Here is a 26,537-nt window from a genome sequence, read left to right on the forward strand (position 1 = left end):
TGGATTTTGCCCTTCGCGAATTAGTGAGAACTCATGAGCCGACTACACTCTTTATTTAAGCCTGAAGCCATCGCGATTATTGGTGCCTCTCAGCGCCACTACAGCGCAGGGCATATCGTCATTCAAAATCTATTACAAGGTGGTTTTGAAGGCGCGATTATGCCTGTCACGCCTAAATACACCACTGTTTGCGGGGTGCTTGCCTACCCAACCATCGCACAACTACCGCTTGTTCCCGATATCGCTATTTTATGCACCGCGCAACATCGTAATCCAAGTTTAATCAGCCAACTCGCCCAATTGGGGGTTAAGTTCGTCATTATTGTTGCAACACACCAAATTGGTCTGAGCGATGAATGCGTTAAAATCGCCAAAACAAATGACATGCGTATACTTGGGCCAAATAGTTTAGGCCTTATTTTGCCGTGGCAGAGGTTTAATGCCTCACTCTCTCCCATTAATGCCTTACAAGGCAACATCGCATTTATCTCACAGTCAGCGGCTGTCTGTACTACGGTACTTGATTGGGCAAACGATAAAAACATTGGCTTTTCTGCCTTCGTCTCGATTGGCGACGGGGACGACATCGACTTTGGCGATCTGCTTGATCATCTGTGTAGTGACAGCAAAACCGACGCTATTTTGATTTATATGACGCAAATAAAGCATGCGCGGCGATTCATTTCAGCCGCGCGCGCGGCATCGAGGACTCGGCGCATTTTGGTGCTCAAAGGCGGACGCCATCAAAAAGACGACTTGAGTATGGATATTATCTATGACTCGGTCATTAGCCGCAGCGGTATGTTGCGGGTAAAAAATATGCACGAACTGTTTGCGGCGGTCGAAACGCTCACACACTCTGTTCCATTACGAGGCGAAAGACTGGCCATTTTAACCAATGGTGGCGGCCCAGCCATAATGGCAAGTGACGTGCTTTATGACCGCGGGGGGCAATTGGCTCATTTGGATGATGATCTTATAGCGAGTCTCAGTCAATGCTTACCGGCATCGTGGACACCAACCAATCCTATCGACATGATTGGCGATGCTACAACCCAACGCTATATTGATTGCGTTAAACTGCTGCTAGATAGCGATTGCGCAGATGCGATATTGATTATGCACAGCCCATCGGCAACGTCTGACTCAACCACTACCGCTCAAGCCCTTATTACCGCAATTCAGTCTCACCCACGGCATAAACGCTTCAATATATTAACCAATTGGAGCGGCGAGCAAAGCGCGCGTCAGGCACGTCAGCTATTTACGCAAGCTGGGATTCCGACCTATCGCACTCCTGAAAGTGCGGTTTCTGCATTTATGCATTTGGTGGATTATCGTCGCAATCAGAAGCAATTGATGGAAACGCCGACGACCGCAGAACCCCTGCACGTCAGCGATGTTAATACAGCGCGAGAATGGGTTGTCTCGCAGCTAGGCTCCGCATCAGCGCAATATTTGGATACTCATCAATGCGGCAGCTTACTCAAACAATTTCAGTTTCAAGTGCTGCCGACCTGGATTGCGTCTGATAGTAGTGAAGCGGTGCATATTGCTGAAACCATCGGCTATCCTGTTGCGGTGAAATTGCGTTCACCCGATATCTTACACAAATCCGATGTGCAAGGTGTTGTGCTTAATCTGCGCAATAGCCAAGAAGTAGCGTCAGCGGCGCAAGCCATTCTTGATAGGGTGAAACTGGCGTATCCATCAGCTCATATTCACGGTTTACTGGTTCAAGGCATGGCAAAAGTGGCCGGTGGCGAAGAACTTCGAATAAAAGTGTTTAATGATGCCATATTTGGCCCTGTGATTTTGTTGGGTCAAGGCGGTAGCGAATGGAATATGGCTACCGACGCGAGTGCGGCGTTACCCCCACTGAATATGACGCTTGCCAGAGCATTAATTATTCGAGCGTTAAAAGACGGTCACATTCGACCGCAAAAACGCCCAGAGCCAATGGACATTGGTGGCCTGGCAAAATTTCTCGTGCGTTTGTCGCAAATGGTGGTTGATGTGCCGCAAATTCGCGAGTTAGACATTCACCCTGTGCTGGCTAACGGTGACAAATTTACAATTTTAGATGCGGATCTTACACTCTGCCCCTATCAAGGCGATGGCCAAGAACGACTCGCGATTCGCCCTTTTCCAGCTGAATTTGTCGAAACTGTCGTGCTCAAAAATGGCCAAACCATCCTACTTCGGCCAATTTTGCCTGAAGACGAGCCGCTTCACGCGGAGTTCATTAAGCACGTGTCGAAAGATGATCTCTATAAACGCTTTTTCAGCGACGTTGGCGAGTTCAATCATGAAGCTCTTGCGAACCTGACTCAAATTGACTACGACCGCGAGATGGCCTTTGTTGCTCTGACGTTTACGCCACAAGGCGCTGAGATTATTGGTGTCTCTCGCGCCTTAATCAACCCCGACAATACCGATGCTGAATTTGCGATTTTGATCCGCTCAGATCTTAAAGGTATTGGCCTTGGCAAAATTTTGATGAATAAAATCATCGATTATTGCCAACGTAAAGGAACTCAGCAAATTTCTGGAATGACCATGCCCACCAATCGCGGCATGTTGATGTTAGCCAAAGGGCTTGGGTTTACGCTCGACGTGCAATTTGAAGATGGTGTTGCTGATATGGTTAAACGTCTTATATAACTTGACGTGACCAATTTCGTTTAAGATATTGAATACACCAAGTTTTTGCTTTTCCTAGTGTATTACGTCGCCACGCCATTAGTAACTCTACTTCTTTGTAATCAGTATCTAAAATTTGCGCGAGCTTGCCTTGCTCGATAAGCGGTTGAGCGACACTTATCGGTAATGTACCAATGCCAATTCCTTGCAACAGCGCTTGGGTTTTGGCTTCCAGATTGCTTACCGTCAATCGAGGCTGTTTTTGCAAAATATTAATGCTCAATGCGGGTTGATCGCGCGCGGTATCGGCAATGGCAATAACACGATACTGCGCGCGCGCTTCGTCGTTAAATGGGCCACGCCTACGATGAACCATATGAGTGGGAGCGGCGACCCAAATCATAGCCAGTGTGCCTAACACCTCCGTTTTGACATCACTCGGCACCAATTCTGTACGTGGGCAGATCAGTAAATCTGCGCGAGCACTTTGCAGCGCCTCCCAGCCACCAGCTAAAATCTCTTCTTGCAGCCTCACTCGAGTTTTACTCTGCTCTCCCAGTGCGTTAACCATAGGAAAGAAATACGGCGCGGGAATAATACCATCGTAAGCAAGGGTGAGATCCAGTTCCCATCCGTTTGCAATCAATGCAGCATCTTCCACCAACTTTTCGGTAGCGTTTAAGATCAGTCTTCCTTGGTCCAATATCAACTGCCCTGCTGCGGTCAACACGGCTTTATGTCCCGAGCGATCAAATATCATTATGTCCAAATCTAGTTCCAACTTTTGAATTTGGTAGCTCAAAGACGACGGAGCTCGATTTAACTCTTGTGCTGCTGCGGCAAAACTTCCGCGACGCTCTATCGCATCAAGAATGTGTAACGCTTCTAATGTTATTGGACTCGGCATGATCCCTCACGGCACAGTGGTTATACCCAAGTGACTTGAAATGCGAAAAGCCAACAATACCCTGAGTTTCGATTTATTCAAATCGCTTTACATCAGAATGTTGTTGGCTTCTTTCTTTGAAGGTAAATCAGTTGAAAAGGTTATAAAAGGAGACTGATCGCTTCATTTGTGCGTATACGGAGTGACTTATGATGACTTAACGCTTAGCCATCTCTTTTTTTACCATAATCGCTGATGCCACGATAAACGCAATGATAAGACCCAGTTCCATGATAACTCCTCAAAAATAAATTCAAAAACGGCGGTGAATTCGAAAAAAATGAACAATAAACTCTGAAAATCCGCAGTATTTTAACATGTGAACAAATCATAGCCAGAGAAAAGTTAAAAAAAATCGCGCTATACGACATTGATCAATAAAAATTGCCGGATTAGGCAATCTAGCTTGATATCAACTTAGTCTCAAAAAGAAAATAAATAACTTAAATTACTGTTATTAAAGCAAAAAATACGAAGTGATTTATGCAGCACTTCAAAAGTATAAGCACATAAAAGACATTCTACACGCGGGTAATAAAGCGAAGATTTGCCCTATGTAAGCTAGCTAAAGTCGAGTTTTAGAAAAAATTTCACAGGTTTTTACGAAAAGGCTCTCTCATCACGGTCTTTTGCTGAATAATCAGGCACCGTATACTTAAGAAAATCGTTTTGTTCTTGAGGAAAAATGTTTCGTGAGTAAGCAAAAGATTGCACTGAATTGTGACATGGGCGAAAGCTTTGGCTCTTGGTCTATGGGGCAAGATGAGCAAGTCATGGAGTGGATTGATAAAGCCAATATCGCCTGTGGTTTTCACGCGGGGGATCCGCATATTATGAATCGCACCGTTCAATTGGCGTCCGATTATTGTGTAGAGATTGGCGCGCATCCAAGTTATCAAGATCTCCTCGGATTTGGTCGTAGAAGCATTCCTCACACGCCTAGTCAAATTACAGAATTGGTGCTGTATCAAGTGGGTTCATTACAAGCGTTTTGTCGTTATCACCAAACTTCTCTTAATTACATCAAACCCCATGGCGCTTTGTACAACGACATGATGAAAGACATGGATATTTTTCGCGCTGTTGTACAAGCCGCTGCGTGTTTTCGCTTACCCTTGATGGTGTTAGCCAGCGGAGATAATCAGCGTTATCTTGATATTGCAGATAACGATGACGTACCTTTACTATTTGAAGCATTTGCAGATAGACGCTACCAAGACGACGGAACGCTAACCCCGCGCGATTGGCCCAATGCAGTATTGAGCGATGAGACAGAAATCTTGGCTCAAGTGCGTCAACTGGCGAATGAAGGGAGTGTCACAACGGCATCAGGCAATAAGTTGGCTATTGAAGCAGACACTTTGTGCGTGCATGGTGATAACCCTAGCTCGATTGAGCTCATTGAAAGAATTTGGCACACACTAAACGCAGAATAAGGATATTCGGCCGTGATGATTGAACCTGTTGCAGAGTGCAGCCTTATGTTGCGCTTCCCCTCTACTTACACCTCTGGCTGGGTAGCTCAATTGAGCCACGTATTACTGCAGCAGCTTCATCCCTTTCTTACCAATGCCACACCCGCCTATCAGCAAATTTTAATTGAATATCTGCCGTTTCGAATCACCGAGCAAGCACTTATCAATAAAATTGAAACCATTGTTCAATGTGAACAAGATTTACAACAAACGGCGTTTCAACCGAAGTTATTTGAGTTACCCGTTTGGTACTCACCTCAAACAGCGCTCGATTTACCTCGTTTTGAGGCAAAAGGGCTTTCTTTGACCGACATTATCAAACGTCATAGTCAGAGAACTTATCAAATCAGCGCTATTGGCTTTGCGCCTGGCTTTGCTTTTTTAAGTGGTCTCGATGAGGCCTTGTTTATGCCACGTCTTGCTACGCCGCGCACGCGCGTGCCCCAAGGCAGTGTTGCCATTGCCGACGATAAAACCGCGGTGTATCCGAGCGAGTCACCGGCAGGTTGGAACATTATCGGCCGTTGCCCAAGCCCGTTATTTGACCCAGAAGCGATGCCACCTGTCCCATTTCGTATTGGAGATGAAATCACTTTCGTGCCGATTGATGAAGCGGAATATTTTGCTCAAAAATCAGTGTACGATGCAACAAATAGTCAGGCTAAGCGATGAGTCAAAGTGCATTAGAAGTGGTCAAAGCTGGCCCATTAACCTTACTTCAGGACTCCGGGCGCTTCGGTCTTGCGCCTTTTGGCATTACCACAGGTGGCCCTGCCGATGAGTACGCGTTTAGTTGGGCAAATCACTTACTTGAGAATTCGCCAGAGTGCGCAACACTTGAAATCACACTAGGACCTGCGGTCTTCATCGCTCAAAGCGATTGCCATTTAGCGTTATGTGGCGCGCAAATGAACGCGAAAATTGATGGCACTGCGGTGACAAACTGGAGTGAATTCATTCTAAAAAAGGGGCAATGTTTGTCTCTTAGTACTGCGCGTAATGGGCTACGCAGTTATTTAGCCGTTCGTGGTGGTTTTGCAGTTAAGCCGCAGTTAAATAGCGTGAGCTGTGTTACGCGTGAACACCTTGGTGGCATGCATCACAATGGTCGACCGATTGCGTCAGGGGAAACCGTCGCGTTTCACTCTCATACTCTGTCGCGGTACCGTGGCCGTTTTGTCACTTTCCGCTTTACACCAGATTACAACTTGCCACTGCGTTTGCGCGTAATTAGTGGCGCCCAGTTCGCACAATTTGATAAGCAGGCGGTCGCGCAATTTTTCCAGAGCGAATACCACGTAAGTACCGATGTCAATCGTATGGGTTATCGATTAACTGGCCCCGCAATCACCCCACCGTCTCATCGCATGCAATCTGAAGGCATCGCATTGGGCGCGATCCAGATCCCCACAAATGGCCAACCCATAGTGCTACTTAATGACCGACAAACCATTGGTGGCTATCCCAAACTCGGTTATGTTGCTCGAATCGACTTACCAAGACTCGCCCAAGCCAAACCAGGCCAATTAGTCTCCTTTGTTCAAGGTGACCGACCAGGCCTACAGGCAGTTTGGTGTCAATGGGCGCGATTTTTTGGTTATTGACGTCAAACGCGGCCAGAAATTCGAGCTAATGCCGCGGGATAACCGCGCTTTTGAGTTAACTCAATAGCTTTCGTTTCTATCTCGGACGCAGACCACCCCATGGTAATAGGGTGTTGTGTTTCAATGGCGTTACTTGGCATAAGACCGAACCAATGCTCGGCAATCTTCTGCGCAGCTTGCAAGGTAGACGACCCTTTTACAATTTCAATTCTCGCATAACCTGAACCCTCAAAACTCACATCGGCGGCACGCAGTGAAATATCGTCTCCTGGGACTTGCTGCGCGCCAAACAGCGGCTTGCCTGCAGGCTCGGCACTGCCGTAGCGCGGTATAAACTGTGACAAATGCGCAATTGCCGCTTGAGTACGTGTTTCAAGCTCCTCTTGGGGCCAGCCTTGACGAATTTTAGCAACGTGCGCCTTGGGTAATTCTGGCTGAGCGCTGTTTTGACTGCTTTTGACTAATCCATCCGAAAATAGTGTGATGTTAGGCGTCATGCCATGGAGTTGAAAAATACCATCGCCATAAGGCGTTAACTGAGCCATGCCTTTGTCGGTGTTTCTTGGCCCATGGAAAATAACTTCCGGCCAGTGATGCGTCGAGTCAGACCAATGCGTCACATAAGCGGCTTTAAATTCAACTAAACGCTCGCGGGGCAATGATAAAGCATCATCAATACGCCCTGTTTCAAATCCACAGGCATTAATTAAATAGTCAGCGCGCAGTGATGTGGATTTGTCGTTTTCCCCCTCAAGCGTCAGCTGCCATCCACTCTCCGTTTGGCACGCATCAACCACTTTATAACCACATCGAATTTCAGTTTTCGGAAACTGCTCTAGGGTTAATTGCGCCGTTGCGGCAAGACGAAAGAGGCTCCAACCATGCTCTTCCACTGCAATCACAGGGTATTTGAGCTGCGATAAGTCGCTGTGTTGGGCAAAAGGAATCAGCCATTCATCGAGTGTCGAAGGACTTTCAGGTTGAGTGCTAGACAGTAATGCTTCCAAACTCGATTGGTCATAAAGTTTGAAATAACGCTCTGGCTCACCCAATACTTTGTTGTCTGGGTTCTGAGCCACAAGCTCGGAATAGCACGCTTGAATTTGTTTAAGCCGTGGCACAATCGCCATCGGTTCGCCACCATCGCTTTGCGGTATTGCTATCACTGTAGGGCGGTGATTTATCGTGTGTGGGAACAATCGCACTGAATCTATCGACTGTTTGAGCAACGTAAGACAGTGCTCAGTCGAAATCTCTCGATACAAATTGCCCCCGGCATGAAGGTGACAAATGGGAGGGCCGCTAACAAGCTCAGCCCCTTGTTCAATAAGTGTGACTCGATAACCGAGCTCGGAAAAGTGAATTGCGGCGGTAGAGCCTGCAATGCCCCCGCCGATAATCGCAATGTGCGTATCAGCTCTAAAATTTGGGTGTGTATTCATTAACAATTCGGAGATGCTATCTAAACAAAATCTGACAGGACAGCGCTATATTACCTGTGACGTTACAATAATAAAATCATAATCTACACAATGAATTAACCAAGAGCCTGTCTCTCATCAACCTTCGCGGCAGCGCAAAAGCTGCGTTTCTTCGAGCTGCCACACAGGGGTTGTTACGTTTAGTTAAGCCACACCGATCAATATGATTCTTTTGTTAAGATGCGAGATTGGTCGCCGTTGACGTTTTGCGATTAATAAGCGCATTTGCTAAAAATGAGCCAGCAAGCATGGCAACAAAGAAGATCCAAATGCTCATATCACCCAACCCAAGGCTCGCTAAAGCAGGCCCTGGACAAAGACCCACCAAGCCCCACCCAATGCCAAATAGTGCGGCGCCCATCAGTAACGGCGCGTCAATGGTTTTGCTTTGTGGTACACAAAACTCTGTTTTCGTAAGCGTCTGCGCCCTTGGTTTAATCAAGAAAAAATAACAGGGAATAAAGACCGTCAGAGCGCCTCCCATAACAAACGCCAGACTTGGGTCCCACTCACCTGAAGGAATGGCGGCAACATTCAAAAAAGCTATCACTTTATCGGGAGAGATCATGCCAGACAGCGCTAAACCTGCGCCGAAAAACGCTCCACTCATCAACGCTGAAACGTAAAATAGTCCTTTATTCATCATTGCCCCCTTACATGCCATGCAGACGAAGAAGTACGGTTATCATCGCAGCGGCCATGAAGGTCATGGTTGCTGCTAAGGAGCGTAACGAGAGTCGCCCTAAACCACAAATGCCATGACCGCTAGTGCAGCCATTACCTAAACGTGTCCCAAAGCCGACCAGAAGCCCTGCAATAATGAGAACAGAAATCGACACTGAGCTTAAGTTCGCTGTCGGCAAAGCCAAAAAGCTTACCATCAGCGCACTACTGGCAATCACTCCGATAATAAACCATTGACGCCAAAGCCTTTCGACGCCGGACTCTTGCAGCCACCCATTAATAATTCCGCTGATACCCGCAATTTTCCCATTAAATAACAACAAAATAACGGCGCCAGCACCCAGCAACATGCCACCAAATAGCGCATCCCAAGGTATTGTCATATTGATCATTGCTCTTCATTCCTTCCTTGACAAAATTCATTGTGCAGCAGCTCGATGAGCTTTTTAACGCGTTCATCGGCCAGACGATAATAAACTTGTTGAGCTTCTTTACGGGTTGTGACGAGTTGGTTTTGTCTCAGTACCGATAGGTGCTGTGAAAAGGCCGATTGACTTAAAGTCGAAAGTTGCATCAAGGCGCCAACGCTAATTTCCCCATCAATGAGCTGACACAGCACCAACAGTCTATCGGGGTGAGCCATCACTTTTAGCCAATTGGCTGCCTGAGCCGCAAGCTGTTGCATCTGCTTTGGATCGTTTACGTTACTTGGTTCTTTCATTTCAGGCCCTTTATTACTCACTTTTCTTCATTGGGTTTAACTCCCAAAGCTCAGACTTAATTTTTAACAAAATAGAAATAATTAGTCAAATCTAATTTAGTAGGGTTTAAATTAGAAAAAAATTATATTAATCTTTAATTGCCGTCACAAAGAAGTGAGTATCTATAGGGGTGATATCAAAAGTGACAACGTAATTTCTACTGAACAAGCACGTAAACGAGGTGATGACGAAGATACTCACCTCCACGTGTAGCGCTTATGTATTTCGATTTAGCTTGGAGTGAAATAATGACAAAGATTTTAATTGTTGGCGGAGTAGCCGGTGGTGCATCAGCAGCGGCACGTGCTCGTCGTTTGAGTGAAGACGCAGAAATTATTATGTTTGAAAGAGGAAATTTCGTCTCTTTCGCGAATTGTGGCTTACCCTATCACATTAGTGGCGACATAGAGGAAAGAAGTAAATTACTCCTCCAAACCCCAGAAAGTTTCCTTGCTCGATTTAACGTCGATGTTCGTGTAATGAGTGAGGTCGTTTCTATCAATCGCCAAGACAAAACAATCACAGTTCAAAACCAACTTGACGGTACAATATATCACGAGAGTTATGATGTTCTTCTACTTAGCCCCGGAGCCGCTCCGATAGTTCCTCCGATACCGGGTATCGATAATCCATTGACCCACTCATTGCGCAACATCCCTGATATGGACCGGATCATTGAAACGATCAAAAAAAATAAACCCAAGCACGCAACCGTGGTTGGTGGTGGCTTCATTGGCTTAGAAATGATGGAAGCTTTTCACCAGCTTGGGATAAAAACAACGCTTATTGAAATGGCCAATCAAGTGATGGCCCCTGTGGATAAAGAAATGGCAGGTTTTGCTCATGCTGAAATTCGCGACAAGGGTGTTGAATTAAAGTTGGGTGTTGCTTTGGAAGCCGTCGAGTATATACCTAACGAAAATATCAATGGTGTTCCATCTGACGAAGGTCACCTCGAAGGTCAATTAAATCTCATGCTCAACAATGGTGATGCGTTTACCACTGATATTTTGATTATGGCTATCGGCGTTCGTCCCGAGACCAAGTTAGCCAAAGAAGCGGGGCTTCAAATTGGCGAGTTAGGCGGTATTTATACCAATGATATGATGCAAACCAGCGATCCAAATATCTACGCGGTGGGTGATGCCATTGAAGAAAAAGATTTTGTAACAGGTAAGCAAACCCTCGTGCCACTCGCAGGCCCCGCAAACCGTCAAGGTAGAATGGCCGCAAACAACATGTTAGGGCGTCAAGAAGCCTACCGAGGTACTCAAGGTACCGCTATCTGCAAAATATTCGACCTTGCTGTTGCCTCAACCGGTAAGAATGAAAAACAGCTTAAACTCGAAGGCATCGATTATGAAAAAGTCTATGTTCACACCGCAAGCCATGCAAGTTATTATCCCGGCGCAGAAATCGTGTCATTTAAAATGTTGTTTAACCCACAAAATGGCAAGATATTAGGCGCACAAGCAGTAGGTAAAGATGGCATTGATAAACGCATTGATGTCATGGCAGTTGCTCAGCGCGCAGGGATGACTGTCGAGCAACTACAGCACTTAGAACTGACTTATGCACCACCTTATGGCAGTGCAAAAGACGTGATTAATCAAGCGGCCTTTGTTGCTCATAATTTGCTTCAAGGCGACAGTAAAGCAATTCATTTTGACCAAATTGATAGCATAAACGATGGCCAATTACTTCTGGATATTCGTGATCCTGAAGAGCTCATCGAAACGGGCTACATTGAAGGTGCAATTAATATTCCGCTAGATCAATTACGACTGCGCATCAAAGAATTGCCAAGAGACAAGGAAATTATTATCTACTGCCAAGTCGGTTTACGTGGTCATGTCGCATATCGACAATTAGTCAACCAAGGTTTTAAAGCGCGTAATTTACTCGGTGGCTATCGTACTTATTGTTTTGCTCAGCTTTAAAGAGCAAGTGACTCTCAGCTTTGTAGGAAATGTTTACAAAGCTGAGGCTTTGATATGTCGTTAGCCAATATGAACATCAGGTAACACAATAGAGATGAACCGCAAACACTGCCTAACGAGTTGAGCTAAAGTTGCTTTAAGATGCAGCAAGGGCATTGCTCTCGGACTTGCCTTTTCACGTTGTTCTGGCGCTATATCAATGAAGTTAACACCTCTCGTGCGAGCGCTTCATCGTCTTGCTCTGCCAGCCCACTGATTCCAATTGCGCCAATGATTCTGCCCTCTTGCTCTATGGGGACGCCCCCCATAAAACCGGTGATCTTTGGATCGGTCCAATCACTCAATGATTTGCCAGTCTGTCGAGCCCAAGCTCCCAAGTTACCACTTGGCTGACGATCTCTTGCTGACGTGTACGCTTTGTTCTGGGCTAATAAACCCGCTTGCAGGCTAGCATCATCCATTCGAGCAAACCCGAGCAGCTCGCCGTGTGTATCAACCACCGCAATCGCAATATTTTGATTACGAACGGTCGCAATTTCCAATGCCGTTTCAATCAGAGTCTTTACGTGTTGGTATTTCATTTTTCTCTCCTAAGGAATTTCATGTCCCAGTGTTTTTTCCAGTAATTCATACCAATGGCTGCGCGATAATGTGACCTTGGCGACTTCAGCGCATGCGCGAATACGCTGCGAGTTTGCCGTGCCGATAATGGGTTGAATTTGATTCGGGTGACGAGTCAAGAAAGCCAAAACAATCGCCTCAGACGAAACACCATATTCTGCGGCCAATGCCATCACCATCTTTGCGGTCACTCTAATGTTTGGGTCATCTGACTGTAATCCACGTTCTGAGAATCGCCCTTGTGCCAGACTGCCCCATGCTTGCAATTGAATGTTGTTTTTGCGCGCTTGCTCTACCGTACCAACTTGGTAGTCAAATGCAGATAATGGAAGTCCTACGCCTTGTTTGATGAAGTCTGATTTTGCCAAACTCATTTCTAACTGGTTGGCGACAATCACCTCGCCCGTAGCGTGATGTAGAAGATCAACTTGGGCATTGTTCATGTTCGACACGCCAACGTGGTTGATTTTACCCGCCAGCTTAAGCGCTTGTAGCGCCTTACCAAGCTCCTCAAACTCAACCAAAGGATCGGGCCGATGCAACATTAAGATATCAAGATGTTCCACACCAAGGCGTTGCAAAATGCCATCAACGGACGCCGTCACCCACTTAGAGGAAAAATCATATTGCTTTATCCCGCGCTCATCTCCGAGTCGAATTCCACACTTAGACTGTAAATATATGCGCTCTCTTAGCGTTGGATTTTTCGCCAAAACACGCCCAAAGACCTGTTCTGATTTGCCAAATTTGTAGATGTCAGCATGATCAAAAAGATTGATACCCACTTCTAGGGCCGTTTCTACAGCAGCAATAGCCTGATTTTCCTCTTGGGTGGTTATTGAATGGCGGTTCCACTCACCTCCAAGTCCCATGCAACCGAAGACTAAGCGGCTGACGTTAGGTAATGTTTTACTCAGCGGTAGATTCATCGTACTTCTCACTTTTTCGATTTAATCACTATTATCTTACCGTTCGTAAAAATTAGGTTAATACCGTAAAATCGAAATCATTATCCCTCATGACGAACAATCTAAATGGCAAATTATAAAAGAGTCGAAAAACTAATGCTGTTTGCCGAAGTGGCGCAAACGCTCAATTTTTCACGTGCGGCGGAACAACTTGGCATATCGAAAAGTTACCTATCGGAACAAATTAAACGTTTGGAGTCCGAACTTGCTACGCCTTTGATTGTTCGAACCACACGTAATGTAAGATTGACTGCCGAAGGCGAATCTATCTTGGCGCAAGCAGAAGATCTAAAACGTCGAGTGATGGAAATGGAGAAGAGTTTGACTCAGCGCTCCGAGCAAATTAGTGGATTGATTCGCCTGACCGCGCCAAAAATGTTTACTGAAGTGGTACTGCATGATTTATGCGTTGCGTTTCGCACGCAACATCCCAAAGTGGAGTTTGAGATCCTTTCCAGCTATCAAGCCTTTAATTTAACAGAGACTCAGGTTGACTTTGCGTTTAGAGCAACAAGAACGCCACCGGAAAATATGGTTGCACATCACCTCTTTGACTATCACCACTGGCTGGTTGCCTCGCCCGAATATCTTAACGAAAAAGGTCACCCCAAGAGCTGGGAAGACTTGCTCCAGCACCAATGTTTAACCACATTGCATCAAAAAGAGTGGCCCCTAAAATCAGGTACAGTGCAAATTCAGGGCTGGCTTTCAAGCAATGAAAATCGCTTACTGAAAGAGTCTGCTATCGCGGGCAACGGTATTGCGCGATTAGCCAGCTATTTTGTAAAGCAAGAAGTTGAACAAAAGGACTTAGTGTCACTGCTGCCAGATGAAACCAGCCATCATTACAACGCCGTGTATCTGGTCTATCCCCAACTCATCTATAAATCTGCAAAAACAAACGCTTTTATCGCCTTTGTAAAGCAATACTTCAACCCATCGGCCGAAAAATATTCCTTGGCTTGATATATCGAACCCGTGGTTACGTATCACCTCTTAACACAGACGATGGCAATGTCTCAAATCATGAGTCGCGCTGCTATACTCGGGCTGATCACTGCAAAGCCTTGTGCTTAGGGGGTATCGTATGAGCATCAAAGACAGCATTGCTTCATTGGAGCAACAAATTTTTGTCGCTTGTTCTGAGGGCGACTTCGACCGTGTTTACGCACTCGAAAGTCGACTTGATCGGTTACGCGGTCACGTTGAACATCTGCGCGACCACCCGTTTGATGGCGAAAGTGAATATTACATTGAACCCGACGAGGAGTTGTAACACTGAGTGTTGTGTTAATCCGCCTCATCGGCGGATTTTTTATTCAAGGCATTCAATACGTCTAGCAGCGCGCTGGCAGACTGAGCCACAAATTTCGACAGCTCAGTCTGGTTTTCTCGGTAAACTGCTAACGGGTTGTCACTGGACTCGATAGCAAGTGATATCGCATGCAAAGCGCTCAGTCCCAGACTGCCTGCGCTTCCTTTGAGCTTGTGTGCTAGCGCGCGGATCTGACGTTGATCCGATGCCAAAGCGGCCTGTTCAAATTCAACCAGCATCTCTTGCGCGCTGAGTTCAAATAAGCCCACAATCTCACGCATTTTTTCAATCCCCAGCACCTGAGTGTCAGCGATGATCACTTGTGAGTTTACAATCTCATCAAGTTGATGTTCGCGGCTTGACGTAAGATTTGTATCCATTGAACCGGACATTGAATGAGTCACAAAGCACTCGTTAACCGCTTGCTGGGTTTCATCAGTGACTGGCTGAAGTAGCAATAAAGAGCGCCCTTCTAGCATGGTTTGAACCGTTTGTGCGAGCGCCTCTTTTTCTATCGGTTTTGCTAGATAACCATCAAATCCAGCGTCCAAATAGCTTTCAACCTCTTCATTAAAAACGTGTGCAGAGACGGCGACCAGTGGAACGTGACCCATATCATTCGTATCGGTATGGCCTCGAGTATGGTCAATGCCGCGAAATGCATCAATAAGTTGAGTGCCTTCACCATCTGGCAAGTTAATGTCTATCAGAGCGAGATCAAAAGGTTCATGCTGATAAGCGGATATTGCCTGCGCGAGTGTTTCTGCCATAACCACTTGGTGGCCCATGCTGAGCAAAAAACCTTCCGCAACCAAGCGGTTTACTGGGTTATCCTCAACCAAGAGAATGCGCGCAACTTGGCGAGTTTGGGCTGTATTATCAAGACAAAAATCGCTCAACACACTGACATGGTGCTGGTCGTCATCAAGTAACGTGAGTGGAACACTAAACCAAAATCGACTCCCCTCACCGACCTCTGATTCAACATGAAGTGACCCGCCCATAGCTTGGATAATTCGGCGGCTAATCGCAAGGCCTAAGCCGGTGCCGCCGGTTTGTTGATGACCACCCTGAGCTTGAGTAAAGGCGTCAAAGAGTGTTTTTTGCTCTTCACTTGAAATACCGATACCTGAGTCGGAAACTTCAAACATCACTTGGCTTTCATCCTCCAAGTCAATGCTCACATAAATGTCGACCGCGCCACTTTCAGTAAATTTAATCGCATTGGCGACTAAATTGTTCAGGACTTGACTGATACGCACAACATCACCTCGCCAAAAGCGAGCCACGTCGGATTCAATGAAATAGGAAAACGCCAAATTCTTTTCATTGGCTCGCCCTTGCATCAAGTTGACGCAATCCTCAACCATCTGCGGCAGATCAAACTGGGTTTCGCGAATTTCTAGATGCCCCGCCTCAATTTTTGAGTAATCCAAGATGTCGTTCAAGATGGCTAATAAGTTTTTGCCACTGCGATTAATGATATCGGCATAGCGTTGTTGCAACGAATTGAGGCCCGTATCCATTAACAACCGCGCGGTGCCAAGCACGCCATTCATCGGCGTTCGAATCTCATGGCTCATTGTTGCTAGAAAGGCGGATTTCGCGCGACTGGCTTGCTCGGCCTTTTCTCTTGCTTGTGCGTGATTATGAACTTCGATATTCAATTTTTCGTTGGCAGATTGAAGCTGACGAGTACGTTCACTGACCAAGACTTCAAGTTGCGAGCGATGCTCTTCAAGCGCTTGTTTTGCTTTTGCTTCTCCCTCTGCGACCACTTTAAGCGCTTGTGCTGTATTTCTTGCCGTAATAATCGCCTGACCGATATGGGCCAGTTCATCATTCCCTTTAATATCAATGGAGACATCCAAATTGCCTTTTGCAATAGCGCGTAGCGCTTGTGCGTATTGATCCAAGCGCGTCAGCACTGAGACATACACGACCCGCCAAACAATAATCACCACAACCATGAGACCAAGTAACGACAACACGGTGAGGCTGCCTTGCGCAATATCTAACGTTTTGGCTAAATCACTGGCTGCGGCAAGGGTTCGATTATTGGAGTTATCCACCATTTGACTCACGGTACCGTTAAGCTCACTAACGTGATCAAAAGACTCTGAAATCAACTGCCGCGCTTTAATGTCGTTGTAGTAACGCTGAACGAGCACTTGAAACACGTTTTGCCGCGCGGAAAGTTCAGTTAACAGATAGGCCATTTGCTCTGAACGCGTTGGATCTTCTACCGACTGTACACGTCGAATCATAATCTCGAGATTGTGACGAAATGACACGCGCGATGCTTCAATACTGTCAAGTGATGACAAATCTCTGGCTTTTTCAATTTGATTTAGCATCTTAAATGCCAAAAGATGCAGCTCATTCAGCCGTTCGGATAAATCCATATCGACCTCAATCAGAGCATCTAACGCTTCATACGCTTGCGTTTTTTGATTTTTGTCTAACAGATCATAGATATGAGTGACATTCGCGACCGCCAAGGTATTGGTATTAAGGACTTGAGTTCGAGTCAGGGTCTCGAGTTCTTCGGCTAAATAACGCATGTCGTCAATACGAGCATTAACTTCAGCAGCAAGCCAAAGTTGGCGTTCTACGGTCAAATTAAGGTCGGTAAGATTGTCATTAACCAGCTTAACGCTTCGCTCCAGAGAGCTTAACATAACGCGATCAAACGCTTTGGCGTGGAGATCGCGAATATGTGTCTGCAACGCTGCCAGCTGTTCCGTAAGGGTTTGCTCAGCTCTAATGCGCTGCTCCTCACTTTGCACATTCCCTAGCGCTTGAACTGCAACAACAATTTGCGAAGAAAGCTCGGAAATCTGACGTGATTTAATCATCGCAGGGATCGCAGAGTCGACAATGTTGCGCTCATTTTTCGCCACCATTGAAAAGCCTGAAACACCAATTAAGGCAGATAGCAGCACCAATAACGCCATTGCAATGAAAGACCATAACAACTTGCGCCCAATGCTTGCGCTTGCAAAGACCATAGACACCCTACCTTTTATTGACTTCACGCTTCTTTGGCACCTGAGATTAGGGTATATTTTGCTATGTTTAGGTCACAGATGCTATCAAAGCTTATCGTATGCGAAATCGCTTACCGCCATTTTTTCAACATATTCACGCTTGTCTGACTCAGGGAACGCGAGTGCTTTGGGCCAGTATCGGCGCTTTTTCGCTGCTCTTTAGCACAACCTCGCTTGCTGAACACAAACTGTGTGCAATTTACCCCCATCTTAAAGATTCGTATTGGATATCGGTCAACTACGGTATGGTTTCTGAAGCTAAGCGTCAGGGCGTCACGTTGCGCGTACTTGAGGCTGGCGGCTACCTCAATTTGGAAAAACAGCAAGAGCAGTTGCAATTGTGTCAAAGTTGGGGGGCGGATGCGATTTTGCTTGGAACGGTCGATCCTGAAGCTTACCGATCTTCATTGGGCTACTGGGTTAAAGACACGCCTGTGTTTTCCACCGTAAACCCGCTTTGGCTCAATGATGAGCAAAAAACACATCACAAAGGGCAAGTGGGCGCCAGTTGGTATCAGATGGGCTTTGAAACCGGTGAATTCCTCGCCAGCCAATATCCTGATACGAGCGATAAAGTCGCACGGGTCGCGCTGCTACTTGGCCCTAAAAATAGTGGTGGCACCAAACCGGTTGCGCAAGGCTTTTACGATGCGATAAAAAATAGCAACATTGATGTGGTTGAAACCTTGTGGGCCGACAATGACAAAGAGTTACAGCGTAACCTAGTCCAGCAGGTTTTAGAACAAAATCCGATTGATTATATTGTCGGCAGCGCGGTGGCCATTGAGGCTGCAATTAGTGAGCTGCGCAGCGCAAATCGTGAAAATGAGATCGGGCTTATCTCTATTTACTTGAGCCATGGCGTATACCGTGGTCTACTACGAAACAAAGTTGAATATGCCCCCAGTGATCAAATGGTGTTACAAGGGCGTAAAGCGGTACAACAAGCCGTCGCGTATCTCAACCAACAAACCTACTCCTTTGACGATAAAACCAAGATCATCGGATTAACACCCAATAATATTGATGAAATCGATGTCAAAGAGTCGTTATCACCGTCCAAATTTCGGCCGGTGTTTGAAGTAAAAGCGAATATTCAATAATGCGCGTTACTGGTGAAGACATACTGTCTTCACTGGCGCCATTGACGAAAACAAAAGAACGGAATATCTACACATGCACAAAACTACGCGCGTAATGCCTGCCCACAAGCACATTGCTTTGGTTGCTCATGATCACCACAAACCTGAACTTCTTCGCTGGGTTACTGAAAACAAAGAAAAATTACAGCGTCATTTTCTTTATGCGACTGGCACAACCGGCCATATGCTGAGTAAAGAGACGGGGCTTGCGATTCGCAGCATGATCAGCGGTCCAATGGGTGGCGATCAACAGATCGGCGCACTCATTTCAGAAGGGAAAATTGATATGATGATTTTCTTCTGGGATCCACTCAATGCCGTACCGCACGACCCAGATGTGAAAGCGTTATTACGAATTGCGAGCGTTTGGAACATCCCTGTTGCAACCAACCGCGCAACTGCAAATTTCATTTTCACATCAGAACTGCTTGAGCAAGAAGTGGATATCGAAATTCCTGATTATGATGCGTATCTAGCCGCGCGCACTTAATTCACTCTTTTTATGAGTCCATTAACGCCAGCATGATTAGCTGGCGTTTTTTCGTTATTGACGGTGACTACTGTCATTGCTAGCGCGTGATTTTTTGCACCTCATAGCCATCACTCAGCAATTCTTTGACAAACACCGAGCCGGCGCCCGTGTGCAGCACCCATACTTTTCGCTTAGCTCGAGTCAGTGCAACATAAAACAAACGACGCTCTTCGGCGTACGGAAACGCATCACTTCCTTGCGTTAACGCATTATTAAGATGACGCTTTTTGACTTTTGCAGGGAACTGACCTTCATCAACATTGACGATAAAAACATAATCCGCCTCTCGACCTTTACTCGCGTGGCAGGTGGCAAATTCAATCGTCAATTTGGTAAAACGCTTTTGCCAATCTTCCAGTAAATTAGGCTTATGATAATGATTTCGGCCTAGGATGAGCACAGAAGCGCGTTTTGCATTATTTTCTCGCTCTATAGCGCTATCTTCTGCAGCGTCACGCTGATCATTGGCTTTTCGATTTAACTCATCTAAGTATTTTTCTAAGTGACTATTTGGCGCGACCAGTACAGTTTTCTGTTTCAACTGTTTGAAACTTAACAACGACTTTTTCACTTGCTGTGGATTTTGCTGCACAAATTGATTTGCGACGGCGCCTAGCGTGCTTGGAAAACGGTACGTTGTATCTAAATAATGCACGGTTGCTAACGCAAACCGTTGGGTAAATTCCGTGGTTAAATCAACGTCCGCTCCAGCAAATTGATAAATCGCCTGCCAATCATCTCCTACCGCAAAGAGACTCGCATGATGCGAGGTTTGCTCGTCACCGCAGAGCGCTTCGACCAAAGCCAAGCGATCTGGCGAGATGTCTTGATACTCATCCACCATGATAAAACGCCACGGAGAATGAAACTTTCCGTTTTTGACATACTGAGTCGCGCGAGAAATCATCATAGGAAAATCAATTTGATTGGACTCTTTCAGCAGCTTTTGCCAATCTCGAAAACAGGGCCAGCACAAAGCGAGTTCGCTGTTCAGACGGGTGTATTCCGGCGAATCGACCAGCTTTTCTTGTAGTTGCTTCTTGCTATAACCTAACTGCGCCAATTGTTGTAGTTGCGCATCAAGCCAAGCGATCAATTTGGGGTTTTCCACGTGACAGCCTAGCTCGTCATCTCCTGACAAATACGCAATCGGCCATTGCGATAGGTGCTTTTGCCAACGTTTAAAGTTAGTGGGTGTCATCCAATGACGCTTGAGCCAATCACTGCACCAGCTATGGCGCTGCGTTTCATCTAGAGCCAAAGGAGACAATTCCACCTTTTGACCTTCAACCTGACGAATGATATTGAGCCCCAACTGATGAAAAGTTAAAACGGACGCATCACGAGCACTAGGACCCACTTTTAAATTCAATCGCTCACGCATCTCATTGGCGGCATCGCGACCGAAAGCCAAAAGCAGTAATGAATCAGCATACGCTTGTTGGCTTTCCAACAAGTAGGCAACTCGCGCTGTGAGTACGCTGGTTTTTCCGGAACCTGCACCAGCCAATACTAGGTTATGGTCATCATTAAGCATGACAGCGTGTTGCTGTGAATCATTCAACGGTGATGATTCAATATGTCGAAACAAATTTTGCCAGTGGTGTTTTTCCCGTTCGAGCCAGTGATGATTTCGCTCGCAGAGCGCTTGAGATGAGTTTGCAACCCAAGGGGTGAGTGAATGAAGTTGGTTTGGAAAAAACAGATGTGCGTCATCAAACGTCATGCCAATCGACTCAAGATCGCTCGTGACCATGTCTGTCCAGGCATTAATCTGCGAATGCTTTAAAAAGACAGTTGAATTTTCCAGCTCAGTGAGACTCTCCTGCCAACGCGGTAAACACTGTGACAGTTGACGACTTTGCGCATTATGCCAATGCTGATAACACTCAACGGCCTGCTTTGCAAAATGACGGCACTCATGCCATGGTAGCCCCTGAACCAACCAACTGCGCTGCTCCCCATCCTCTTCAAAAGCAAAAAATTGCAAATTTGCCCAAAAAATACCCCGATGAATAGCAACGGTGCCATTCCAGACAGAAAACGGAATACGCTCTTCACTGGTATGTGAGGAAAGAACCAGTAAATTATCACGGCACTCAACTTGAAAATATTCGTTTTGAATAAAAAACTGAGCAGTACGGTTTGCAGACAACATCAGTTCATGTTCAGCCAAGCTATTTTCGATCATTTGTTCAACTCAAGAGACGATAACCGTCAATAATATACCTCATCACACAGCGGATGCGAGCACTCCCCTGACTGACGGGTTAATTTATCAGCGCTGCTGTTTGATGCATACCTACAACTTCAAGTTGTTTGGGAATATCACGTCGCGTCAAGATGCGCCGTTTCGCGAGAACGCCTCGGTAAATCGTTAAATTTATCTTTAACCGCAAAACTCAGGTAAACTGAGGTTTCTATTGATTAATTTAAAACATCGGACACTGCAGTGACACTTAACCAACGCCTCAGCCAGATGTGGGTGAATAAAACCCTCAATTACAGTCTGTTGATGCTGATTACCCTATTAGGTGTGGTGATCCCAACGTGGTATTTCCAACAACATACACTGGTAACACCGCTCATCTTAGGGGTGATTGCAGGCGCTTTAGCGGAAAGTGATGACAGTGTTTTTGGGCGTTTAAAAGCTATCGTTGTCACCTTTATCTGCTTTGCAATTGCCTCATTTTCGGTTGAATTATTGTTTAATACACCATGGCTGTTCGCACTTGGGCTATTTGGTTCAACCTTTGGCTTTATTTTGCTTGGGGCACTGGCGCCAAAATACGCCAGCATTGCCTTTGGCTCACTTTTAATTGCGATTTATACCATGCTCGGCGCCCACGAAAGCCCCAATATTTGGTATCAACCTGTCTTACTTTTAACTGGGGCGGCATGGTATTACTTGATGTCCCTTGCGTGGCAACTGGTGTGGCCCTTGCGTCCAGTTCAGCAAAGTTTAGCGGGCGTGTTTTCGCAATTGGCGCTGCATTTACAAGCGAAAGCGGTGCTGTTTCACCCAGTGAGTAATATGACGCCACAACCGATGCGTTTAGAAGAGGCCCGACGCAACGCACAAACGGTTGACGCACTTAACGCGATGAAAAATGTCTTTTTAAATCGCTCTAAACGTGGGCATGTTGATGGTACAAGCGATCGATTTCTTAATATCTATTTTATTGCTCAAGACATTCATGAGCGCGTAAGCTCAAGTCACTATCGCTACCAAAACCTCGCCGACGAATTCGCGCGCTCGGATGTGCTGTTTCGGTTTAAGTACATACTCGAAAGTTTGGCTTGCGCGTGTCGCGATGTGGCCAGTGCCATTGAATTAGGAAAACCGTACCAACACGATGATAAAGTGCAGCAAGCACTGTTAGAAGGCCAAGCGGCGTTAACCTATTTGCGTTCACACAACCCACCCTATTCATCCCGTTTATTGGCGCAACTTGACTATTTGTTTGTCAATCTCACCACCATCGACAAACAACTGAATAATGTGAACAACCCGGATGTTACGCGCCTTGATGAAGTCACGCTCGATGATACTAATCCACATACGCTCAAAGCGATGTGGCAAAAAATCAGCGGCCAATTTCATCTCGATTCGCTGTTATTCCGTCATGCTTTTCGTTTAGCGCTCGCACTCACATTAGGTTATGGCGTGATCCAAGCCTTTCAATTTGAACACGGTTTTTGGATTTTACTCACTACCTTGTTTGTGTGCCAACCCAATTACAGCGCCACCAAACAGAAGCTGGTCGCTCGAGTTGCAGGCACTTTTGCCGGTCTGCTTATCGGCGTACCGCTGTTAGCGCTCTTTCCTTCACTCGCCAGCCAATTGGCGTTCATCGTTTTGTTCGGCGTGCTGTTTTTTGCCTTTCGCATTAATAGCTATGGTTTTGCCACCTGTTTTATCACTCTGTTAGTATTATTTTGTTATAACCAGTTGGGTGAAGGCTACGCAGTCATTCTGCCACGATTAAGCGATACCCTTATTGGATGTGGCATCGCCGTAGCGGCGGTAATGTATATACTGCCCGATTGGCAATCACGCCGCCTGCCTAAAGCGATGGCCATGGCATTAAATGCCAATCAACAGTATCTCGCGCAGATCATTGCTCAATATCGAATCGGCAAAAATGACAGCCTTAGTTATCGTATTGCTCGAAGAAATGCGCACAATCAGGACGCCAGTTTGGCTGCAGCCATCAGCAACATGCTGATTGAGCCAGGAAAATATCGTGCGTGTGTCGATGAAAGCTTTCGCTTTCTCACGCTCAATCATGCGTTATTGTCCTATATTTCAGCACTTGGCGCCCATCGCACTCGCATCAGTGATGAAGTGACACACCAATTGATATCACAAGCTCACCGCGACATTTACGCCTATTTAGAGCAGTTGCAACAGCAGCTTTTACAACGCACCCCCGCCCCCATTCCCGATGCGGCGCAGCACCATGCACTTAGTGCGCGACTGGCGCAATGGCGAGACGATGACAATGATACGATCACCTTGGTGCTTCAGCAGTTGGAGCTTATCCACCGAATGTTGCCTGAGTTACAACAGTTAGCGGATAAAATCGTGGTGGGTCAGTGTCACTTTTCCTCCGACGAGCACGCATCTTGAAGTTACTTGCCTATCGACTATAACTATGAGGTTACTGGCCTTTTTTATCTGGAGGGGTTGTGATCTTAACGTTTATCGACCAGTGCGGTAAAAAGATTGAACCAGCCATGCTGGTGCTGGGGTTTATTAGCCCATTGGCAACATTACCCCAGTTGTACAAGTTATACTTTTCCCATTCTGAGCATGCGGCGGGGTTATCGCTTACCACTTGGACACTTTATACTGTCATCAGCCTGCTCTGGTGTTGTTATGGTATTTACCACCGCAACGCAACCATTTGGGCAGGGTATGCGCTTGGGGCGCTAATGTACTTTTTGATGGTCGTGGGTATTGTTCTGCACAGTTAAATTTGTGATTTGGTTATGTTCGGCGTAAGGTAATGTTAGGATTTCAAGCGGTGTGGTGATTTATGACAATTTCTAGCCTGCAAAGTGGTTATCAACTCCTCGATACCGCGCGCCAAATGAGTCATCAGGCCGCTCGCGATATTAATGAGGTGTCCTTATCATCGAACGGCGCTCGCTCCCAAGCTGAGTCTGAGGATGCGCTCGCTTTCAATCGCGTTGAACCTACCAATGAAAGCTCAAAAGTGAATATGCTTGCGGCCAATCAATCGGAGGCGCAAAATCAGAACAACGCTCCAACCCATGATCCCCTTATTGCGCTAGCACAAGCTGAGCGCTACAACCAAATTGGTACCAAAATCATTGAGCGCAGCAATGAGCAAGTTGGCACCCTCATTGATTTACATGTTTAATACAAAGGCGCGTCACTTGACGATGCAATTAGGCGGCAAACGGACACATTCTCTGAGCACTTCGTCAACATAGATAAACGCTATAGTGAGGTTTGTGAGAGCAAGCCAGCATTGCTGCAACGTCAAAGAGAAAGAGTAAAGCGACATTCACATAAAAACGACACTCCATAACAGCCACATAAGCTATACCTAGAACATCAACGTATACCCAAGTGACCAAAGATGAGTCACGCTCGACAGTAAGAAGGTGTTTATGGAATTTCATTTGGTTGATTACATCGGCTATGCAGCGTCGATTTTGGTTGCACTCTCTCTCACGATGAAACACATCATTAAGCTACGGGTCATCAATTTTATTGGTTGTACTCTGTTTACCATTTACGGCGTAATGATTGATTCTTGGCCCGTCGCGTTAACCAATGGTTTTATCGCTTGCGTCAACGTTGTCTATCTCACAGCAATGTATCGCGAGTTTCGAAAAAACGGCCGTAGCAAATTTGATGAATAACGATAATACCCAGGTGACGTCACTTCGGTATATCGCTTGTTGGCTCACGCCAGCCAAAACCCGCACTAACAATAAACGCGACGAGCAAAATAAGGCACTGGTCCCACTGCTTGGTCAACACTAACTCGGCAATGAAAGTCGTAAAAATAATCAGCATCAAGACAAAGCCGATAATGAGCGCTGTGGGGTTTGCATCGCACTCATGACGTTTATTCCAACACGCAAAAAAGACGCCAAGATAACAGGCTAGAAAACCTGCACTCGCAATGTTAGCGATGACAGACAAATCAAACAGATTAATCAATAATAATACGAAGATCATTAAGATATAAAACCCGATCGTGCTGCTGGTCGGTGTTTTTGGGGAAAATATCTTAGGTAACACATGAGACTCACCCATGCTGTTTGAAACGTTGAGCGCAGAAAAAAGATTCGCCATAGTTGCCGAAGCGGTTGCAAATAGCGCTGCCATCAAGACCAGAGTGAAGCCAAAGTTTCCTAGTACGGGTTTTGCTGCCTGAGCTACAGCGGTATCAGCGTAAAGCAGTAATTCCCTTGGCGTCACATTGCCCAACACGACCAGTGACAGGATAATATACAGCGCCATAACCGACCCAATTGCCAACATAAAGGCGCGAGGCATACTGACACTCGGTTTGTCGATGTCTTCAGACGCATTCGCCATCATCCCAAAACCAGCATAGGCGAAGAAAGCCAACCCCACGCTACTGAAAATCGCGTTTGCGCGCAGGGGCGGATGGTTTTCAAGCTTGCCAATATCGAGCGTCATCACCCCTGCTACGATAAAAATGGCAAGAATAATGAGCTTGATCCCGACTAAGGTGGTTTCAACACGACCAACGACTTTTGCGCCCAATAAATTTACCAGTAACAAACCGACGAGGCTTAATGATGCAAAAACATCTATCCAAAACGGCTGGCCCGACTCATTTATAAAGCGTGCAGAATAGGCACCAAACGCTTTACAAACCATAGCGATGGTTAAAATTAGGGTGATAAGATAGAGCGTCGACAATGAACGAGCCAATTTAGAAAATGGCACCCCTATCATAAAAAAGTCAATCACCCCACCGCGCGAGGGAAACTGCGCGCTCATCCTTGAGTAGGCGTAACCGGAAAACAGAGCGGCGATTCCCGCGATAATGAAGATGATCCACGCATTACCACCAACGTTAAACGCAATCTGGCCGAGGAGAGCGAAAACGCCTGCGCCCACCATGGAGCCTATGCCTAAAGCTGCCACGCTCCAAACATTCATCGAGTGGGGCTTGCGATGAAATGCGTGCTGCAGTTTTGACCGGGCCACATTCGTTCGAGAGTGTGGCGATGAACTGTTCGATGAACCGTTTTCTGATGGGCCTTTTTCTGAAGACATGATGCCTCCTAACGTCACACGTCGAGCGCACACCAACGCGTATCATGCATTGATGATGCAACCAATGTTCATGCTAAAACA

The 26,537-nt window shown here is 46.2% G+C and carries 23 protein-coding genes; 13 read left to right on the forward strand and 10 right to left on the reverse strand.

The window, feature by feature from the left end; translation table 11 throughout:
- Positions 1-33: 33 nt before the first annotated feature.
- The gene (locus HGP28_RS10815) at positions 34-2,664 is read left to right on the forward strand and encodes a bifunctional acetate--CoA ligase family protein/GNAT family N-acetyltransferase (protein ID WP_168836473.1); all 2,631 of its coding nucleotides are present in this window, start codon (positions 34-36) and stop codon (positions 2,662-2,664) included.
- Here the strand turns inward: HGP28_RS10815 and HGP28_RS10820 are convergent.
- Positions 2,657-3,550, reverse strand: a complete 894-nt coding sequence (locus HGP28_RS10820; protein ID WP_168836474.1) for a LysR family transcriptional regulator — start codon at positions 3,548-3,550, stop codon at positions 2,657-2,659. The two genes, HGP28_RS10815 and HGP28_RS10820, sit on opposite strands and share 8 nt — an antisense overlap.
- Before the next feature lie 731 nt (positions 3,551-4,281).
- On the opposite strand from HGP28_RS10820, the gene HGP28_RS10825 reads away from it, so the two are divergent.
- From HGP28_RS10825 to HGP28_RS10835, 3 genes are read left to right on the forward strand one after another with little or no spacing between them, the layout of a single operon-like run.
- A complete protein-coding gene (locus HGP28_RS10825) occupies positions 4,282-5,025 on the forward strand; it encodes a 5-oxoprolinase subunit PxpA (RefSeq protein ID WP_168836475.1) in 744 nt (247 codons plus the stop codon).
- A gap of 15 nt (positions 5,026-5,040) precedes the next feature.
- Positions 5,041-5,736 (forward strand): 5-oxoprolinase subunit B family protein, encoded by a 696-nt coding sequence (locus tag HGP28_RS10830; RefSeq protein ID WP_246225689.1) that lies wholly within the window; start codon positions 5,041-5,043, stop codon positions 5,734-5,736.
- Positions 5,733-6,668 carry a 5-oxoprolinase subunit C family protein gene (locus HGP28_RS10835; protein ID WP_168836477.1) on the forward strand — a complete coding sequence of 312 codons (936 nt, stop codon included), beginning with the start codon at positions 5,733-5,735 and terminating at the stop codon, positions 6,666-6,668. Before HGP28_RS10830 ends, HGP28_RS10835 begins: the two co-directional genes overlap by 4 nt.
- 2 nt (positions 6,669-6,670) lie before the next feature.
- Here HGP28_RS10835 and HGP28_RS10840 read toward each other — a convergent pair whose 3' ends face one another.
- The 4 genes from HGP28_RS10840 to HGP28_RS10855 form a co-directional block, all read right to left on the reverse strand.
- Positions 6,671-8,110 carry an FAD-dependent oxidoreductase gene (locus HGP28_RS10840; RefSeq protein ID WP_168836478.1) on the reverse strand — a complete coding sequence of 480 codons (1,440 nt, stop codon included), beginning with the start codon at positions 8,108-8,110 and terminating at the stop codon, positions 6,671-6,673.
- A 214-nt stretch (positions 8,111-8,324) separates the two neighbouring features.
- Positions 8,325-8,792, reverse strand: a complete 468-nt coding sequence (locus HGP28_RS10845) for a YeeE/YedE family protein (protein ID WP_168836479.1) — start codon at positions 8,790-8,792, stop codon at positions 8,325-8,327.
- Between the two features lie 10 nt (positions 8,793-8,802).
- On the reverse strand, positions 8,803-9,216 hold the full coding sequence (locus HGP28_RS10850; protein ID WP_168836552.1) for a YeeE/YedE family protein: 414 nt from the start codon (positions 9,214-9,216) through the stop codon (positions 8,803-8,805).
- Positions 9,217-9,221: 5 nt separating this feature from the next.
- Positions 9,222-9,554: an ArsR/SmtB family transcription factor gene (locus HGP28_RS10855; RefSeq protein ID WP_168836480.1), complete on the reverse strand. Its 333-nt coding sequence runs from the start codon at positions 9,552-9,554 to the stop codon at positions 9,222-9,224.
- A gap of 288 nt (positions 9,555-9,842) precedes the next feature.
- Between HGP28_RS10855 and HGP28_RS10860 the strand changes: the two genes are divergently transcribed.
- The gene (locus HGP28_RS10860) at positions 9,843-11,534 is read left to right on the forward strand and encodes an FAD-dependent oxidoreductase (RefSeq protein ID WP_168836481.1); all 1,692 of its coding nucleotides are present in this window, start codon (positions 9,843-9,845) and stop codon (positions 11,532-11,534) included.
- A 191-nt stretch (positions 11,535-11,725) separates the two neighbouring features.
- On the opposite strand, the gene HGP28_RS10865 is transcribed toward HGP28_RS10860, so the two are convergent.
- Positions 11,726-12,115, reverse strand: coding sequence for a GlcG/HbpS family heme-binding protein (locus tag HGP28_RS10865; RefSeq protein ID WP_168836482.1), 390 nt, complete (start codon positions 12,113-12,115; stop codon positions 11,726-11,728).
- Positions 12,116-12,124: 9 nt separating this feature from the next.
- Positions 12,125-13,084, reverse strand: coding sequence for an aldo/keto reductase (locus tag HGP28_RS10870; RefSeq protein WP_168836483.1), 960 nt, complete (start codon positions 13,082-13,084; stop codon positions 12,125-12,127).
- Between the two features lie 105 nt (positions 13,085-13,189).
- Between HGP28_RS10870 and HGP28_RS10875 the strand changes: the two genes are divergently transcribed.
- Positions 13,190-14,089 carry a LysR family transcriptional regulator gene (locus HGP28_RS10875; protein WP_168836484.1) on the forward strand — a complete coding sequence of 300 codons (900 nt, stop codon included), beginning with the start codon at positions 13,190-13,192 and terminating at the stop codon, positions 14,087-14,089.
- 121 nt (positions 14,090-14,210) lie between these two features.
- On the forward strand, positions 14,211-14,399 hold the full coding sequence (locus tag HGP28_RS10880; RefSeq protein ID WP_168836485.1) for a hypothetical protein: 189 nt from the start codon (positions 14,211-14,213) through the stop codon (positions 14,397-14,399).
- 14 nt (positions 14,400-14,413) lie between these two features.
- Here HGP28_RS10880 and torS read toward each other — a convergent pair whose 3' ends face one another.
- Positions 14,414-17,449, reverse strand: coding sequence for a TMAO reductase system sensor histidine kinase/response regulator TorS (gene torS, locus HGP28_RS10885; protein ID WP_168836486.1), 3,036 nt, complete (start codon positions 17,447-17,449; stop codon positions 14,414-14,416).
- A 98-nt stretch (positions 17,450-17,547) separates the two neighbouring features.
- Here torS and torT point away from each other — a divergent pair, with 98 nt between their 5' ends.
- Entirely contained in the window at positions 17,548-18,591 is a 1,044-nt protein-coding gene (gene torT, locus HGP28_RS10890) for a TMAO reductase system periplasmic protein TorT (RefSeq protein WP_168836487.1), read from the forward strand.
- Positions 18,592-18,664: 73 nt separating this feature from the next.
- Entirely contained in the window at positions 18,665-19,120 is a 456-nt protein-coding gene (locus tag HGP28_RS10895) for a methylglyoxal synthase (RefSeq protein ID WP_168836488.1), read from the forward strand.
- A 79-nt stretch (positions 19,121-19,199) separates the two neighbouring features.
- On the opposite strand, the gene helD is transcribed toward HGP28_RS10895, so the two are convergent.
- On the reverse strand, positions 19,200-21,323 hold the full coding sequence (helD, locus tag HGP28_RS10900; RefSeq protein WP_168836553.1) for a DNA helicase IV: 2,124 nt from the start codon (positions 21,321-21,323) through the stop codon (positions 19,200-19,202).
- A 318-nt stretch (positions 21,324-21,641) separates the two neighbouring features.
- On the opposite strand from helD, the gene yccS reads away from it, so the two are divergent.
- From yccS to HGP28_RS10920, 4 genes are all read left to right on the forward strand, one after another.
- The gene (gene yccS / locus HGP28_RS10905) at positions 21,642-23,795 is read left to right on the forward strand and encodes a YccS family putative transporter (RefSeq protein WP_168836554.1); all 2,154 of its coding nucleotides are present in this window, start codon (positions 21,642-21,644) and stop codon (positions 23,793-23,795) included.
- A 59-nt stretch (positions 23,796-23,854) separates the two neighbouring features.
- Positions 23,855-24,142: a SemiSWEET transporter gene (locus HGP28_RS10910; RefSeq protein ID WP_343033864.1), complete on the forward strand. Its 288-nt coding sequence runs from the start codon at positions 23,855-23,857 to the stop codon at positions 24,140-24,142.
- A 62-nt stretch (positions 24,143-24,204) separates the two neighbouring features.
- Positions 24,205-24,552 carry a hypothetical protein gene (locus HGP28_RS10915; RefSeq protein WP_168836489.1) on the forward strand — a complete coding sequence of 116 codons (348 nt, stop codon included), beginning with the start codon at positions 24,205-24,207 and terminating at the stop codon, positions 24,550-24,552.
- Between the two features lie 253 nt (positions 24,553-24,805).
- Positions 24,806-25,060 (forward strand): YgjV family protein, encoded by a 255-nt coding sequence (locus HGP28_RS10920; protein ID WP_168836490.1) that lies wholly within the window; start codon positions 24,806-24,808, stop codon positions 25,058-25,060.
- 19 nt (positions 25,061-25,079) lie between these two features.
- On the opposite strand, the gene HGP28_RS10925 is transcribed toward HGP28_RS10920, so the two are convergent.
- The gene (locus tag HGP28_RS10925; RefSeq protein WP_168836491.1) at positions 25,080-26,456 is read right to left on the reverse strand and encodes an APC family permease; all 1,377 of its coding nucleotides are present in this window, start codon (positions 26,454-26,456) and stop codon (positions 25,080-25,082) included.
- Positions 26,457-26,537: the final 81 nt, after the last annotated feature.

It is taken from the genome of Vibrio agarilyticus, assembly GCF_012641465.1.
Classification (GTDB): Bacteria; Pseudomonadota; Gammaproteobacteria; order Enterobacterales; family Vibrionaceae; genus Vibrio; species Vibrio agarilyticus.